This window comes from Pseudoalteromonas sp. DSM 26666 (assembly GCF_900116475.1).
Classification (GTDB): domain Bacteria; phylum Pseudomonadota; class Gammaproteobacteria; order Enterobacterales; family Alteromonadaceae; genus Pseudoalteromonas; species Pseudoalteromonas tetraodonis.
In genome coordinates, this window is the sequence record NZ_FPAR01000001.1 from 421,370 (window position 1) to 437,962 (window position 16,593).

15 protein-coding genes are annotated in these 16,593 nt (G+C 38.5%); 13 read left to right on the forward strand and 2 right to left on the reverse strand.

Annotation, left to right across the window (positions count from 1 at the left end; translation table 11 throughout):
- Positions 1 to 2: 2 nt before the first annotated feature.
- The 3 genes from BM380_RS01935 (at position 3) to BM380_RS01945 (ending at position 4,708) form a co-directional block, all read left to right on the forward strand.
- A complete protein-coding gene (locus BM380_RS01935; RefSeq protein WP_058154615.1) occupies positions 3 to 932 on the forward strand; it encodes a YeiH family protein in 930 nt (309 codons plus the stop codon).
- Positions 932 to 2,101, forward strand: a complete 1,170-nt coding sequence (locus BM380_RS01940; protein WP_033103442.1) for an endonuclease/exonuclease/phosphatase family protein — start codon at positions 932 to 934, stop codon at positions 2,099 to 2,101. The genes BM380_RS01935 and BM380_RS01940 overlap by 1 nt, the downstream gene beginning before the upstream one ends.
- Before the next feature lie 105 nt (positions 2,102 to 2,206).
- Positions 2,207 to 4,708: a S9 family peptidase gene (locus BM380_RS01945; RefSeq protein ID WP_090492587.1), complete on the forward strand. Its 2,502-nt coding sequence runs from the start codon at positions 2,207 to 2,209 to the stop codon at positions 4,706 to 4,708.
- Positions 4,709 to 4,746: 38 nt separating this feature from the next.
- Here the strand turns inward: BM380_RS01945 and rrtA are convergent, their stop codons facing one another.
- Complete coding sequence (gene rrtA / locus BM380_RS01950; RefSeq protein ID WP_090492589.1) at positions 4,747 to 5,340, reverse strand: rhombosortase; 594 nt, start codon at positions 5,338 to 5,340, stop codon at positions 4,747 to 4,749.
- 97 nt (positions 5,341 to 5,437) lie between these two features.
- Between rrtA and ggt the strand changes: the two genes are divergently transcribed.
- From ggt to BM380_RS01970, 3 genes are all read left to right on the forward strand, one after another.
- A complete protein-coding gene (ggt, locus tag BM380_RS01955) occupies positions 5,438 to 7,216 on the forward strand; it encodes a gamma-glutamyltransferase (RefSeq protein WP_090492591.1) in 1,779 nt (592 codons plus the stop codon).
- A gap of 368 nt (positions 7,217 to 7,584) precedes the next feature.
- Positions 7,585 to 9,279, forward strand: a complete 1,695-nt coding sequence (locus BM380_RS01965) for an NAD-dependent malic enzyme (protein ID WP_028835240.1) — start codon at positions 7,585 to 7,587, stop codon at positions 9,277 to 9,279.
- A 111-nt stretch (positions 9,280 to 9,390) separates the two neighbouring features.
- Positions 9,391 to 10,101, forward strand: a complete 711-nt coding sequence (locus BM380_RS01970; RefSeq protein WP_013464937.1) for an SIMPL domain-containing protein — start codon at positions 9,391 to 9,393, stop codon at positions 10,099 to 10,101.
- A gap of 86 nt (positions 10,102 to 10,187) precedes the next feature.
- Here BM380_RS01970 and BM380_RS01975 read toward each other — a convergent pair whose 3' ends face one another.
- On the reverse strand, positions 10,188 to 11,549 hold the full coding sequence (locus BM380_RS01975; RefSeq protein WP_028835242.1) for a DUF2254 domain-containing protein: 1,362 nt from the start codon (positions 11,547 to 11,549) through the stop codon (positions 10,188 to 10,190).
- Between the two features lie 120 nt (positions 11,550 to 11,669).
- Here BM380_RS01975 and BM380_RS01980 point away from each other — a divergent pair, with 120 nt between their 5' ends.
- The 7 genes from BM380_RS01980 to BM380_RS02010 all read left to right on the forward strand — a co-directional run bounded on the left by BM380_RS01980 (position 11,670) and on the right by BM380_RS02010 (position 16,585).
- Entirely contained in the window at positions 11,670 to 12,038 is a 369-nt protein-coding gene (locus BM380_RS01980; protein ID WP_090492593.1) for an MAPEG family protein, read from the forward strand.
- Between the two features lie 6 nt (positions 12,039 to 12,044).
- Positions 12,045 to 12,944, forward strand: coding sequence for a type 2 periplasmic-binding domain-containing protein (locus BM380_RS01985; protein ID WP_090492595.1), 900 nt, complete (start codon positions 12,045 to 12,047; stop codon positions 12,942 to 12,944).
- 6 nt (positions 12,945 to 12,950) lie between these two features.
- Complete coding sequence (locus BM380_RS01990; RefSeq protein ID WP_024602504.1) at positions 12,951 to 13,583, forward strand: sulfotransferase; 633 nt, start codon at positions 12,951 to 12,953, stop codon at positions 13,581 to 13,583.
- Positions 13,584 to 13,657: 74 nt separating this feature from the next.
- Positions 13,658 to 14,230: a MiaE family protein gene (locus tag BM380_RS01995; RefSeq protein WP_013464932.1), complete on the forward strand. Its 573-nt coding sequence runs from the start codon at positions 13,658 to 13,660 to the stop codon at positions 14,228 to 14,230.
- Between the two features lie 192 nt (positions 14,231 to 14,422).
- Positions 14,423 to 15,391, forward strand: a complete 969-nt coding sequence (locus tag BM380_RS02000) for an ATP-dependent 6-phosphofructokinase (protein WP_090492597.1) — start codon at positions 14,423 to 14,425, stop codon at positions 15,389 to 15,391.
- Between the two features lie 27 nt (positions 15,392 to 15,418).
- Positions 15,419 to 15,844, forward strand: a complete 426-nt coding sequence (locus BM380_RS02005) for a DUF1090 domain-containing protein (protein ID WP_090492599.1) — start codon at positions 15,419 to 15,421, stop codon at positions 15,842 to 15,844.
- A 357-nt stretch (positions 15,845 to 16,201) separates the two neighbouring features.
- Positions 16,202 to 16,585, forward strand: coding sequence for a response regulator (locus tag BM380_RS02010; protein ID WP_013464929.1), 384 nt, complete (start codon positions 16,202 to 16,204; stop codon positions 16,583 to 16,585).
- Positions 16,586 to 16,593: the final 8 nt, after the last annotated feature.

Below are 16,593 nucleotides of genomic sequence, written 5' to 3' on the forward strand. Positions count from 1 at the left end.
TTATGATTATCGCTAAATTACATAAACCTGTATTTATAATATTACTGGCTTTGTGCATCACTCCATTTATTGGCGCTGGTAGTGCCTTGGTTATGGGGGCGTTATTTGCGATTACCTTGGGTAACCCGTTTGCTGAGTTATCACAAAAGGCCAGCAAATGGATGCTAAAGTTGGCGGTTGTGGGGCTGGGGTTTGCTGTTGATTTTAATCAGGTAATTGAGGTTGGTCGCAGCTCTTTAGTGTTAACAATTGTCAGTATTACTGCCATAATTGGGCTTGGCGAAATTTTAACTCAAGTGTTTAAACTTAATCGTAACACAGGCGTGTTAATTTCCTTTGGAACCGCTATTTGTGGTGGTAGCGCTATTGCGGCCATGGCACCGGTTATAAAAGCCAAAGATCATGAAGTGGCTGTGGCGCTGGGTATCGTATTTTTACTCAATGGTGTAGGGTTATTATTATTCCCTGCAATTGGGCATTATTTTGAACTAACCCAAGAGCAGTTTGGATTATGGGCTGCACTTGCAATTCATGATACCAGTAGCGTGGTAGGTGCATCGGCTACTTATGGTGCAGTGGCACTGAGCATAGCAACAACAGTGAAGCTTACTCGTGCTATGTGGATTATTCCATACACTACGCTTGCGGGTGTGTTTATGCGCTCAGATGAAAAGGCGAGTATTCCATTATTTATTGTAGGCTTTTTATTAGCCGCATTAATTAATACCTATGTGCCGTCGCTTTCATCTTATTGGGAGTTGATAAACATTGCAGCGAAGCAAATACTAGTGATGACACTGTTTTTAATTGGCAGTGGTTTATCGTTATCGGTACTAAAGCAAGCGGGAATTAAACCGTTTTTAATGGCTGTGATTCTTTGGATCGTGGTTAGCAGTGTTATTTTATTATTAATTATAGATGGATTCATATAATGAGACATGATCTCGGTATTAAAATTATTGGTGGCTTTTTATTGTCACTGGTTTCAGCAAGCTATGTTCACGCAGAGTCATTACGGGTCGCAACGTTTAATGTCAGTATGGATGCAACCAATTACACCGCTAAAAATGAAAAAGTAAAAAGCGATGCCTTAGTTAACGCGCTGCGCTCTGACCACCAGCAAATTAAAAATATTGCTGAAATAATTCAACGCGTTCGTCCAGATGTGGTGCTTTTAAATGAATTTGACTACGTCCCTAAATCACAAGGGATAGAATACTTTAAAACCCATTACTTAAATGTAGGGCAAAATGATCAAGCGGCTATCGATTATCCTTATGTTTACATTGCACCAGTTAACACAGGCTTAGCCACAGAGTTTGATTTAGACAACGATGGCAAAAAAAATGGTGTGATGGGCGATGCGCAAGGTTTTGGATTTTTTGAAGGCCACTACGCAATGGCGTTTTTGTCTCGTTACCCCATTGATTTTGACAACATCAGAACCCTGCAAACGTTTAAGCACAAAGATTTACCGAATGTGAAAATGCCGGTAGACCCAAAAACTAATACAAATTGGTATAACGAAGAAGAATGGAATGCTTTACGTTTAAGCTCTAAATCGTTTTGGGATATACCGGTAAAAGTAAATGATAAAGTAGTTCACATGTTAGCCTCGCATCCTACGCCGCCTGTGTTTGATGGTGATGAAGACAGAAACGGCATTCGTAATCATGATGAAATTAGATTAATTGCTGATTACGTTAATAACGAAAGTTACCTGTATGACGATAACGGTAAAAAGGGCGGCCTTGCAGCAAAATCACGCTTTGTGATTTTAGGTGACCTAAATGCCGCCCCTGAGGGCGATAAAAAGCGCACAAATACAACAGATCAGTTACTTAAAAGTCCGATGATTAATGCCGGTTTTATTCCAACCAGTGAGGGCGCTAAAGAGCAATACCCACAAGCTTATGCTAAAAATTACACTGCTAATTGGCAGGCACGCGTTGATTACGTTCTGCCTTCAAATTATGGACTAACCATTAAAGATGGTGGCGTATTTTGGCCGAAAAAACAAAGCGAATTGTACCGTTTAATCAAAGATAGAAACGCATCAAGTGACCACCGTATGGTATGGCTTGATTTAACGGTTGAATAAACGGGTTACTCACCCCGATATCAGCGTTGTTTATCTTAAATAATTGCAATTATAAAGGTGCTTCTGCTTAAATACGGTTAATTATAATAACCGTCAAGAAGCACTATGATTTTTAAATTTTCATCTTCTAAAACACTTGTTGCAATGGCTGTTGCGTCAAGTGTTATGTTAGCGGGCTGTACAGCAACCGCCACCACTTCTAATGACTCAGCTATTCAAACAAATACCAAGGTTGCAAGTGTTGTTAACACACCTGCAGACATGGGTGTCTCAAAAATTACGCTTGAACAAGCGATGGCTCACCCTGATTGGATTGGACGCCAACCGCAAAGTGCATTTTGGAGTGCTGACTCAAGTACCGTTATTTACGCGCGTAAACAACAAGGTAGTGAGCTAAGAGATTTATTCACTCAAGCTGTAAACGCTCAAACAGCAGAGCAAGTGGCTTTAAATCAGCTTCACAGCGTAGGCTCAAGTAAAGCTGTTTTTTCTAACGATAAATCACTTCAAGCTTATGTGTTTGAAGGCAACATATTTATTAAAAACGTAAAGTCAGGTGTAATTAAGCAAATTACGCAAAGCTCAGCCACCGAGTCAAAACCACAATTTTTAAACGATGGTAATTTAGCGTATCGCCAAGGTAATATCTTTTTTAAAGTAGATTTAACCACAGGTTTAACCCGTGAAATTGCTAATTTAAAGCTGGCTGACAAACCACAAGGCGTAAAAGAGCCAACAACTTATATTGCCAAAGAACAACATAAGCTGATTGATTACATTGCACTGCAGCATAAAAACAAACAAGATAAGTATGCGCGAAATGAGCAAGTTAAAACCCAAAATAGCTCAATTGCCAACACGCATTACTATTTAGGTGATGGCAACACGGTTGATGAAGCCCAGCTTTCTCCAAATGGCGACGCGTTAATTGTGGTTGTTCAAGAAAAAAGTTCATGGCGTGGTGAAGGCGATATTATGCCTAACTACATCACTGATGATGCGACTATAGAGCCTAAAAAAGTTCGCCGTCGTGTGGCTGACGCTAAAGAGCAAACTTCTGAAATTGTTTATATTAACCTTGCAGATCAAAGCCAAACTACTTTAGGGTTTAATACCTTGCCTGGTTTTGATGAAGATGTACTCGCTGAGGTTAAAAAAGAAAACTATGCCCGTGAAGGCAAAACGTATAAGTCTAAGAAGCAACCGCGTGGCATTAATGTAATTTCAGACTGGGGATGGGATCAATCGCCTATCAGCTGGAACGATGATGGCAGCCAAGTGGCGATTATGCTTGAAGCATGGGATAACAAAGATCGTTGGTTGGCCACCGTTGATTTTGAAAATAATAAACTCGTATCTCAACACCGTTTACATGACGATGCGTGGATTGCGTATGCGTTTAACGACTTTGGTTGGTTAAATGACTCAACTACGCTGTATTATTTATCGGAAGAGTCGGGGTACAGTCAGCTTTATAAAAAGCCTTTAAATGGCAAGGCTACGGCTTTAACACAAGGTCAGTTTGAAGTGTCTGACTTAACGCTTACTGATGACAATAGTGCTATTTACTATAAAGCGAATATTGAGCATCCGGGTCTTTACGAAATATACCGTGTTAATCCACAAACAGGTGTTAGTGAGCAAGTAACCGACTTAAACGGTATGACGGATTACACCTTAAGCCCTGATCAATCTAAGTTATTACTTAGACATTCTAAAATCACTATGCCGACTGAACTTTATGTGGCAGAGGCTAAAGCAAACACAACCGCGACTCGTTTAACCAATACGGTATCTGATGCGTTTTTAGCTAAAAAACTCACAGCGCCTAAAATTGTTGCTGTGCCATCAAGTCATACAGATCAGCCCATATACGCCAAAGTCTATTACCCCGCTGATTACCAAGAGGGTGAAACAGGCAAAACCCGCAAAGCAGTTATTTTTAACCACGGTGCAGGGTACTTGCAAAATTCACACATGGGGTGGTCTGGCTACTTCCGTGAATTTATGTTCCATTCATTACTAGCAGATGAAGGTTATATAGTAATGGATATGGATTACCGCGCATCTAAAGGCTATGGTCGTGATTGGCGAACGGCTATTTATCGCCAAATGGGAACACCTGAAACACAAGATCTAGCCGATGGCGTAAAATGGATGGCGGATAATGCCAATGTTAATACCCAAGCGGTAGGGACTTACGGTGGCTCTTATGGTGGGTTTATGACCTTCATGGCGTTATTTACCGCACCAGACTTGTTTCAATCAGGCGCAGCGCTTCGTCCAGTGACTGATTGGGCTCATTACAACACAGGTTATACGGCTAACATTTTGAATCACCCTGATGTTGACCCGATTGCCTATGAGCGTAGTTCACCTATTTATTATGCAGAAGGGCTTAAAAAGCATTTATTAATAAATGCGCCTATGGTTGATGATAACGTGTTCTTTCAAGATTCAGTGCGTTTAGTACAGCGTTTAATAGAACTTGAAAAAGAAAACTTTGAAACAGCAATCTTCCCAGTAGAACCGCATGGTTTTGTTCAGCCTTCGAGCTGGTTAGATGAATACCGTCGAATTTATAAACTGTTTAAAGAAACGCTTTAATCGACTAAAAATAAAAACGCCACTTATGTGGCGTTTTTTTAACTGTGTTTAGTATCGTTTTTGATGTGTTTTACAACCAGCGGCACAGCTAATATAACCCCACCAATTGCGCCAATTAAATGCGCATCAACGGCCACCGTTGATTGAATAAGTTGACCAATTTCTGCGCTTGGACCATTAACTTGCTCAAGAATAAGTTTTATCCATACGCCAATAAACAAGATATAACCTGATTTTAACCCAACAGTGACATCTTTTATGGCCCCCCACACGATCACGCCATGCAATAGCGCACTCAGCCCTGTATAAATAATGATTGTTGGACAAAACCAATAAACCCCCAAGCCACACCAAAGCGCAAGGAGTGCAATATTAAAGCTGTATTGCTTAGGTGTAGTGTATTCACCATGCAATAACCAAATAAGTGCTATACCAGCACAATTTAAACCTAGGTGTACCCAGTTAGCATGTACAAATTGACTCGTAAATAAACGCCACAGTTGGCCTTGTTCAATTAATGGGCGATTAAACTCAAGCTCATTGTTCATACCAAGCCATGCTAAGAGCGTACTTAATACAATTAAACACAAGGGGGGTAAAACATAACGCGGCTGAAGGGGTAAATTAAGCATTTAATGATCATTTTTTTATATTTATTTTTGCATATTGTGCCTGTTTAACTTTAAGATGCCAATTATCTTCCATGCAATTTAAGTTTAATCAGTAATTATGAATTTTAAGCTCAACTCTTTATTTGCTCTCTCTTTAAGTGCACTGTCTTTACCTTTATTTGCACAGCAAGCAAGCCAAATTGAAACCCGTGAACCAGAAGCCGCCACAGGGGTAGTACAAAAGCAGTTAGTACCTGGCGATAAATACATGGTTGCAGCTGCAAATCCTTATGCCTCACAAGCGGGTAAGGCCATTTTAGCCCAAGGCGGAAGCGCCGTTGATGCGGCTATTGCCACCCAATTAGTGCTTACATTAGTTGAGCCGCAATCATCAGGCATTGGTGGTGGTACGTTTATGATGTATTACAACAAAGCTAACAATAAACTAACCAGTTTTGATGGTCGCGAAACAGCCCCCAGTAATGCCGATGAAAACCTGTTTTTAAATGAACATGGCAAAGCTGTTAAATGGATTGAAGCAGTTGTAGGTGGTCGCTCTGTAGGTGTACCAGGTATTTTACATGCGTTTGCCAGTGCCCATAAACAATATGGTAATTTGCCATGGGCAACGTTATTTAAGCCAGCTATTGCGCTAGCTGAACAAGGGTTTGAAGTATCTCCACGATTACATGGCTTACTCGTTAGGCAGTTAAACCCTGGTGTTATGAGTATGCCGGTCATAAATGAGTATTTTTTTCCCAATGGTGAAGTGATCAAAGTAGGCAGTATTAAAAAAAATCAGCCGCTTGCTAATTTATACAAAGACATTGCCTCACAAGGGATTGATGCTTTTTATAAAGGTGATAATGCAAAAGTCATGGTAAGTGCAGTGCAGAAATCAAAAATTGCACCGGGTAAATTATCTGAGCAAGATCTTGCTAACTACACCAGCAAAGAGCGCGCCCCTGTATGTATTAAATACCGCGTTTACAAAGTGTGCTCAATGGCACCACCTAGTAGTGGCGGTGTTGCAGTGCTACAAATTTTAGGCTTGCTTGAACACAAAGACATGGCCAATATTAAAGCTAATAGCGCAGAGGCTATTCATTACTTTAGCCAAGCATCGCGCATTGCGTTTGCCGATCGAAATAAATACATTGGCGATCCTGATTTTACCCAAGTCCCTACCGAGGAGTTATTAAACAAAGACTATATCGCCACCCGCGCAAAATTGATCACTGAAAAAGATCAAAAAGCATTTCCTGGTGATCCAGTTGATTACTTAAGCTACGCAAATGATGACTCTTTTGAACTTCCGTCTACGTCACATGTCTCGATTGTTGATAGCAAAGGCAATGCTGTTTCGATGACCAGCTCTATAGAAATGGCGTTTGGTTCGACGGTCATGGTTAATGGCTTCATTTTAAACAATCAGCTGACTGATTTTTCACTCTCGCCGCGTAAAAATGGCAAGTTAGTAGCTAACAGAGTAGAAGCCCATAAACGTCCGCGCAGCTCAATGTCACCCGTGATGGTATTTAATCAAGATGGGAGCTTACGTTTAGTGGTCGGCTCTCCTGGTGGTAGTCGCATTATTGATTATGTAGCGCAAGTTGTTATTGGCGTTTTAGATTGGGATTTGAATGCGCAACAAGCCATTAATTTACCGCGAACCACTAATCGCAACGACTACACCAGCGTAGAAAAAGGCACTGCACTTGAAGCGGTGGTACCAAAGCTTAAAAAGCGCGGCCATGATGTGCGCGTGATTGACTTAAACTCTGGGCTGCATGCGGTAGAAGTTAAAAATAACCGTTTGTATGGCGCCGCCGATCCTCGCCGGGAAGGGATGGCATTATCGGATTTAAGTAATAATAAAGCCTCATTTAAATTCTAAAACATGTATAATCAACAGCAGGTTTGCAGCTAATGTATTACCTGCTGTTATTTATGTAACAGCTTAATAGTTAATGATTATTTGATTGAAAATAGTATGTTAACTAACGTAAAAAATTAGCAAATCTAAAAATAACTGACACTGTTGTAATCATTGCACACAGCAAACGCTGGTCTAATGCCCGTTTTAATTTTTATAAACTCACAACAGCCAGCTAACATATTCACCAAATATGAGTGGCTTTATACTAAAGTAGCGCTTGTATTTGTAAATTTTCAATGGTCTGACAAGCTTAAATGTCATTGCAATTTAGCCTTTAACAATGATAATGGCAGATCATTACTTAAGATTCAGTAAAGCTTGGAAATATGACTACAAATACCGATCCAAATTATCTTTATATTCCTTATTCTGGCCCAGGCCTAATTGAAACCCCGCTATTGAATAAAGGAAGTGCTTTTAGCCAAAAAGAACGTGAAAACTTTAATCTTGCTGGTTTACTTCCTCCTCGTTACGAAACAATAGAAGAGCAAGTTGAGCGTTGTTACCAGCAGTACTCAAGTTTTAACGACAACTTAAATAAGCACATTTATTTACGCGCCATTCAAGATAACAACGAAACGCTTTATTACCGCTTAGTGCGCGATCATATCGAAGAAATGATGCCTATTATCTACACCCCAACGGTGGGTGATGCGTGTGAAAAGTTTTCTGATATTTATCGCAGTGCCCGTGGTTTATTTATTTCCTATGAAGATCGCTTTCACATTGACGATATTTTACGTAATGCCACAAAAGGCAAAGTAAAAGTGATTGTTGTTACCGACGGTGAGCGTATTTTAGGCCTTGGCGACCAAGGTATTGGCGGTATGGGCATTCCAATTGGTAAACTTTCTTTGTATACCGCGTGTGGCGGTATTAGCCCAGCCTATACGTTACCGGTTATGCTCGATGTGGGAACCAATAACGAAAAATTATTAAACGACCCAATGTACATGGGTGCCCGCCATAAACGTATTGCACAAGATGAATACGATGAGTTTTTAGATTTATTCATTAAAGCTGTTAAACGTCGCTGGCCAAATGTGTTACTGCAGTTTGAAGATTTTGCTCAGCCTAATGCAATGCCATTATTAAAGCGTTACCGCAACGAAATTTGTAGCTTTAATGATGATATTCAAGGCACTGCATCGGTCACTGTGGGTTCTTTATTAGCAGCATGTCGTGTTAAAGGTGCTAAATTATCAACTCAAAAAGTTGTTTTTGTAGGCGCAGGCTCTGCAGGCTGTGGTATTGCTGAACAAATTGTTAGCACTATGGTTGCTGAGGGTATTAGTGAAGCACAGGCACGTAGCCAAGTCTTTATGGTTGACCGTTTTGGCTTATTAACAGATGGTATGCAAGGCTTACGTGACTTTCAACAAATGCTTGCACAACCAACTAGCTGCTTAGCTGATTGGACCTACAGCGGTGAATACGCGTCGTTATTAGATGTAATGCATTGTGCTGAACCAGATATTTTAATTGGTGTATCAGGCCAACCTGGTTTATTTACCGAGCAAGTCATTCGCGCTATGCATGCTAAATGTGAATCGCCAATTATTTTCCCGTTAAGTAATCCATCTAAGCAAGTTGAAGCGTATCCAGAAGATGTAATTAAATGGACCGATGGCAAAGCAATTGTTGCAACTGGCAGCCCATTCGACCCAGTTGTTTATAACGGTGTGACTTACCCAATTCCACAATGTAATAATAGTTACATATTCCCGGGTATTGGCTTAGGTGTTATTGCCGCCAAAGCGACGCGTATTACCGATGCGATGCTAATAATGTCGAGCGAAATGTTGGCTGAGTCGTCACCTTTAGCTAATACAGGTAAAGGCAGCTTACTACCGGCACTGACTGAAATTGAAACGCTTAGTAAACGTATTGCGTTTGCAGTGGCTAAAAAAGCAATTGAAGAGGGCGTAGCCCTTGAAATTTCAGACGATGCGCTGTGGGCAGCCATCGACAAAAACTACTGGTTACCAAAATACCGTAACTACAAGCGTTGCAGCATTTAATTACAGTAGAGATTAAAAAAACAGGCTTTTGCCTGTTTTTTTATGCTTGTTCATCTTTAATTAACCGCATAAGGTGTTAACTGAGGCAATCAAATTTAAAAGGATAGACTTATGAAAACGCTTTCGATTTTAACCGCCGCATTACTCAGTACATCAGCTTATGCGAGTAACGCCCCAGAAGAGCCGCATATTTATGTTAAAGGTGAAGCTTCACTAACGACGATGCCGGATCATGTTTTATTAACGGTGGGCATTACTGAAATAGATAAAGACTTAATTGCAGCAAAAAAACAAACCGATACCACTATGGCCAGTGCAATAAGTTTAGTAAAAAAACTAGGGGTAGATGATGCGGATATTAATGCCGGTCAAATTTCTATATACCGTGATAACCAATATAATCGTGAAACAGGTAAACAAGAGTTTACTGGCTTTAAAGTATCAAGAACGCTCACCATTAAACTTTCTGCAATTAATAAATACCCTGAATTACTACAGAGCTTAGTTAATAATGGTATTAATGAAATTAGACAAACGCAATTTTTAGCTAGCAACTACGATGAGCTGCATAAAAAAGCACAAAAAATGGCAATTAAACAAGCCAAAGTCGCGGCAAAAGAGCTAAGTGACGACTTTGATGTAGAGTTAAAAGGCTTATATAGCGCGTCTTTAACCCCGCTTGATATGCCATCTACACCGTACATGCGCAGTGAAAAAGTAATGATGGCAGACAGTGCACCTGGTAATTATGTCCCAGATGCCTATCATGCGGGTGAAATTACTATTAGCGCGTCAAGCTATGCAATTTATTATATAGATTAGGGTTTTATGATCTTTCAATGCCAAATAGGCGCTGCCGAGGAGCGATAACTCTTTGCCCCTCGGCAGAATAAATAGCTCTACAGAGCCTACTCGCTAATAGGTCGGTGCTGCTCAAAACGTGCCACCAACTGCTTACCTTGTAACTCACTAATTCGCACTATTGCTTGTAGCATATTTCTAATTTCTCGCCGGTCATACTCATTACAAATGTGCTGATTAATATCATCAACAATGGCACCTAAATAATTAAACACACTGTTTCGAGCTTCAACATCCTCGTTGGCAATAAACAAAATATTTTTAAATGCTTCAATAACATTGGTCATTACATAGGCATCTGCTTTGGCATAATTGCGCAAAGGAGTGAAGTTATCGTGCAGTAATTCATCAAAACTGGTTTCATGAAAATAGAGCAAAGGGGCTTCTTCTGGTTGATAACATGCGTAGTTAATCGCATTAATCTTTAGGCGAGCAATCAATAAAATACTCAGCATATCAATAGCTTTAACCGCTGTGCCCGGATCGTTAATCCCTGGGCTCATTGCTTTAACCGCAATTTCAGAAATTTGGGTTAATCCATAACGGTAATGATCGCTAATGTATTCTTCTATATAAAAAATAAAGCAGTCTAAGATTTTCTCTATTAACTCTTCGTTTTCACAAATGTCTTTATTACACTTTAAGAACGGGTAGCCTTTAACGGTAAAGTAACCTTGCTTAACGGTAATAAAAAGTTCTATTTTTTCTTCAGCCAAAATAGCACACAGCTTATTTGTGTGAACCCCTTTGTAGTAACCCTCAGTAGTACTTTTTATTGAATGCCAATTTGAAAATTCAGGAAAGTTATCAACGGGGTTATCGCCTTGTTTGTTGATGATGTCTTGGATCTCTTGTTTGGTTTGTCTAAATAAACCATTTAATACGTTATCAACCTGAATCGCTTTTGAAATAGAGTGAATAAAGAAAACGAATAAGCCCAAAGAAATCAAACCAAAAATTAATGCAAAGAGCACCCCTAATGAGGGTATTGCCGTATTTCCGTTATCTAACTTATTAATATTAATGAGCATTATAATAGAATAAATAATACTGCCTAAATAAAACCCTAATACCATTTGATGCGATTTACGGGTAATAAGCCCAGGAACGACTCTGGGTGACAAGCTAGCGCTGGCAGCATTTAAAACCACCATCACCATAGAAAAACTAAATACGGTTAACGAAATAATACTGCCAGCTAAGGTGCTTAATATGGTTCGTGCGTTTTCTGCACTGTCTACTAATACAAATGAGATTAATGATTTAAATTGCTCAATAGGGGCTAAATACTCAACAGACATAGTGAGTACAGCAAAAATTAAAAACGCAACAGACAGGAGTGAGGGATAAAAGCCAATACTGTTTATTATTTCACGATAGTGATTGGTGATTTTTGTTCTTAAATACATATTATCCTTACTTATTACTATTCCAATGTATAAATTACTCTAGCATAGTTCATGATAAAACTACTGATTTACCGCTTAACTTATGTGTTATTATTGCTGAAAAATTAAATGGACTATACTGTGATCATATCGAGCTATGCGGCCTTATTGGCCCTTTATTATATTTATTTGAGTGTTAATGTTATAAAAATACGTAAAGCCGAAGGGATTTCGTTAGGTAATGGCAGTAATACCGCGCTTGAACGTGCAACCCGAGCCCATGGTAATTTTATTGAGTACGTGCCCATTAGCTTAATTTTAGTTTTTTTATTGGAGTATCAAGGGTTAGCTAGTCATTATGTACATGCACTAGGCGGTTTATTATTTATCAGCCGTGTTGTTCATGGTTCTTCCATTATTAACAATAATTTAAAGGCACGTGGATTGAGCATGATGATCACCTTTGCTATTGTGATAGTAAGCGCGGTGTTATTACTTTTAAGTAGATAAACGATTATGCGGTTAGCTATTGTTTTTACATGTGTTTATTTTTTCAGTTCGCTGACATCATTTGCATGGGCAATAGAAAATAATAGCAAAAACACCGTTTCTAGTTTGCATGTTGTATACCCCAAAACAATGCGCATTGGTGAAGATGAAATATTATATCCGTTAGTACTATTAAGAACAGCTCTGCAATTCAGCGGAGAAAATTTTACATTACAACCCTCAAGTATTTCGATGCCACAGAGCCGCGCGTTAAAGCAAATTATTCATAATGATGAAATAAACGTAGCTTGGACCATGACCTCTAAACAGCGTGAGCAACAATTACTACCCGTTAGAGTGCCTATATTTAAGGGGTTATATGGGTGGCGTGTTTTGGTAACTACACAGGATAAAGTGAATACCTTATTAAACATCAATACCCTGAGCGACTTTAAAAGCATACATTTTATTCAAGGGCATGATTGGCCTGACACACAAATACTGCAGGATAACGGTTTAACTGTATCGACATCAATCGAATATAGTTCGTTATTTAATATGTTGATAAAAGGCCGAGGTGATGTATTTCCTCGTTCTGTGTTAGAGGTTGAAACTGAGCTCAATACCTTTAAAGATGAAGCCGGTGCGAACCTCACGATAGTGCCACACTTATTGTTGCAATACCCAAGTGCAATCTACTTCTTTTTTAGTAAAGAAAAGCCCGAAATAGCGCAAGCGGTTGAGAAAGGCTTAGCTATTATGCGTAAAAACGGTGAGTTTGATCGTTTGTTTAAGGCTTATCATCGCAGTGCGATTGAGCATGCAGATATAAAAAATAAAATCATCATTAAATTAAAAAACAATCAGTTACCCGCATTAACACCCCTTAATGATGCATCACTTTGGTTTTCAGAAAAAGACATTTAAAACGCCATGACACAAAAAATATTTATTATTGGTTTACCACGCACTGGGACGACTAGCGTATGTAATGCATTTTTAGATTTTGGTATACCTACTGCCCATACTGCTTACACTAACGCTTGTTTTGAAAATGCGGTGGCTATCGCAGACACACCCGTATTTAACGATTATCAAACATTAGATAAATATTACCCAGGTTCTAAATTTGTATATTTAAAGCGAGAACTTAGCGCTTGGTTGCCTTCAATCAAACAGCTTTTACTGCGTATGCATACTAATTTAACGCGTGCTGATGGGGGCTTTAATATTCATTTAAAGCGCTGTTACTTAAATACGTTTAGTGATTTTTCACTCGAAAACATTAATCAGGATGAATATTTAACTAATTGTTATAACACTCATTTTAATAGTGCTAATGCTTATTTTGCTGACCGGCCTAATGATTTTTTAGCCATTGATATAGCAAATCCCGAGAGTTTTAATAAGCTATGTGAGTTTTTAAATATTACCAGCAGCTTAGCTGGCTTTGAAAAAATGAACATGGGCGGTAAAGTCACTGCATGGAATGATATAAAGCACCCATTAAAAATTGAGTCAACGTCGAAAGGGCGGATTGATAAGTTTTTGCCTTATGAAAGTTAAATTTAAATCGCGATCAAAGATTTTTATTTTTAAATACGCTAAAATCCACGCATTATTTTATAAGTTGTATCACTATGTTTGAATTAAAATACCACACGCCATTTGAATGGACCGAAGTTGTTTTAGCTGACTTCGAAACCTTTTTACAAGACCACGCTGCTGCTGAGAAAAAAGCATCTGGCATGGCTATGTCAATGCTTTCACATTATCCGGATAAGCGTAAATTAGTTAAAGCCATGACTGACTTAGCTCTTGAAGAGTTAATTCATTTTAAACAAGTGCTTAAACTATTAATTGAACGCGATACTAATTTGGGTGATGATAAAAAAGACCCTTACATTAAACAAATTCGTGCACACTTTAGGCATGGTCGTGATGGTTTTTTAATGGACAGACTATTAGTAGGTGGGGTAATTGAGGCGAGGGGACATGAACGTTTTTCTTTAGTTGCCGAGGCACTACCTGAAGGAAAAGAAAAAGATTTTTATGTCGCAATTGCTAAATCAGAAGAAAAACATAAAAATTTATTTGTGGAACTCGCCTACGAATACTTTGATAAGCAAGAAGTTGACGAACGCTTAGACGAGTTACTAACAATAGAAGCCGAAATTTGTAAAAACATTCCTTTTACAGCGGCTCTTCATTAAAAATTACGGTATGTTGTTTGATAAAGCAAAAGCAACATACCAACTTTTCAAGTTACTATTGCTCCCTTCATACTGATTAAACAATCAAATAAACCCTAAGTAGATCAACTTTACTGCGCTTACTTTACACAGCCTACTAATAAACAGCTATTATGAATTATTAAAGTTTAGCTTATCGAAGGATGTGAACTGATGCAGCCAATTAAACATATTGCCGTATTAACCTCAGGGGGCGATGCGCCTGGGATGAACACCGCATTATTTGCCATAGTAAAAACCGCTCAACAACACGGAATAAAAGTGTCGGGCGTTCGAAAAGGGTTTGAGGGTTTAATTGATAATGACTTAGTGACACTTGATTGCAAAAACCTACAACAAACCATGCACTTAGGTGGTACTGTGTTAAAAACAGCGCGTAGTGAAAGATTTAGAGGTGATGCCGGTAGAAATCAAGCACTAGCCACAATTGAACATAATAATATTGACGCTTTAATTGTGATAGGTGGAGATGGCTCATTTAGAGGGTGTTTATGGTTATCACAAATTACTGACATACCTTATATAGGCATTCCAGGCACTATTGATAATGATATTGCGGGTACAGATTACACCTTAGGGTTTGATACGGCAGTAAACACATCAATGCAATGTATTGATAATATTAGAGATACTGCAGAATCACATAATAGGGTGTTTGTTATTGAAGTAATGGGACGTGATTCTGGTTATATTGGCACTTATGCCGGTTTAACCTCTGGCGCCGATTCGATATTAATACCTGAAAGTGATGAAGACATAACTTATTTAGTGAATAAAATTAGCGATTATCACAGTGAGCATGCTTTTATTGTGGTGGTATCTGAAGGTGATGAAATTGGCGTTGAGCATATATGTGAGAAAATAAGTACCGTTAATCCCAGTATAGATTTGCGCGTAACTAAGCTAGGGCACTTACAACGCGGCGGTAATCCATCTGCAGCGGATCGTATGTTAGCAATAAGATTAGGCGTACACAGTGTTAAGGCTTTATGTGCTGGAGAAAGCGCTAAAATGGTGGGTATTTTAAATAACAAAGTATCAAATACTCCTATGCAAGATGTTGTAAAACAACATGTTATAAATGAAGAGCTGCAAGGGCTGTTATCTGTATTTTGCCGCTAACAATGAATTAAAGAGGAATAATGACCAATGCGAGATAATAAAAACTCTAAAATGACGATTATTAAAGGTATTACAATAAGTTTTTTATTTGCCGGTTCAACAGTCGTATTGGCCAAAGATGATTGTGCAGATTTAACGGGGTGTGCGAAAAAAGCCTGTGAAGTTAACCACCAGTTATTAACTGCAAAACGCCAAGGTAATTCACACCAAGTTGCAGGTCTTAATAAAGCACTCAATAATATAAACGAATACTGCACCCAGGATGGATTAAAAGCAGAGTTACAACAAAAAATAGATGATACCAATAGCGAAATTGAAGAATATAAAACCGATCTTAAAAAAGCTAAGCGCCAAGGTAAGCATGACAAAGTTGAAAAGTATCAGCAAAAGCTAAACGACAAAACTAAACAGCTTAAGCAATTAATTGATGAGCTAAATAGTTTGATTAATTAAAATGTCATTACAGCGTTTTTATATTTAATAAAGTAGAGCATATTACTATAAATAAATAATGTGCGAATAAAAGGGCTAAAATACCATGTTTATAAGTGACGTAATTGCCGATAGTTAGTTTGATTAAGTACATTTTTACCTTATTTAACATAATATAAATTATAGGTAGTTATCTATCTATATATAAGCAGCGCTCTATTTTAAAAGCTTCAAGCTTGCTAAGTCCAATACTAGGCGGTATCGGACATTAAGTGGCTTTAAACAACTATTATAGTTATTCATAGTTATCACCTTGAGGTTCCTTAATGCTTAGCTTAATATTAAAGCACAAGCCGTAAAAAACATTGAAGTATTCATATGGAATTTGTACGCCCACTCGAACCAATTTTAATTATTGATGATGTTAAACAGATCCGCGCTGATTTAAGCCAAGTATTAGCCGGTTTAGGTTTTGATGACATCATTGAGTGTGATAATTTTAATTGTGCTAAACCTCTGCTTATTGAAAAATCACCCAACGTTATATTCTTAGATGTTGATTTACCTGATTCTGAAAGCATTGAAATTTTAGAGTCGATTAACAACGAACACCCTCATGCACATGTTGTTATGTGTTCAGGCCACAATAGCTTTGAAACAGTGCAAAATACCTGGGAGCTAGGCGCAAAAGAATTTATAGCTAAGCCCTTTAACGCGCAAAAAGTTGATGCGGTAATGAAACGTTTAGAACTCATAGATTAAAGGAAATT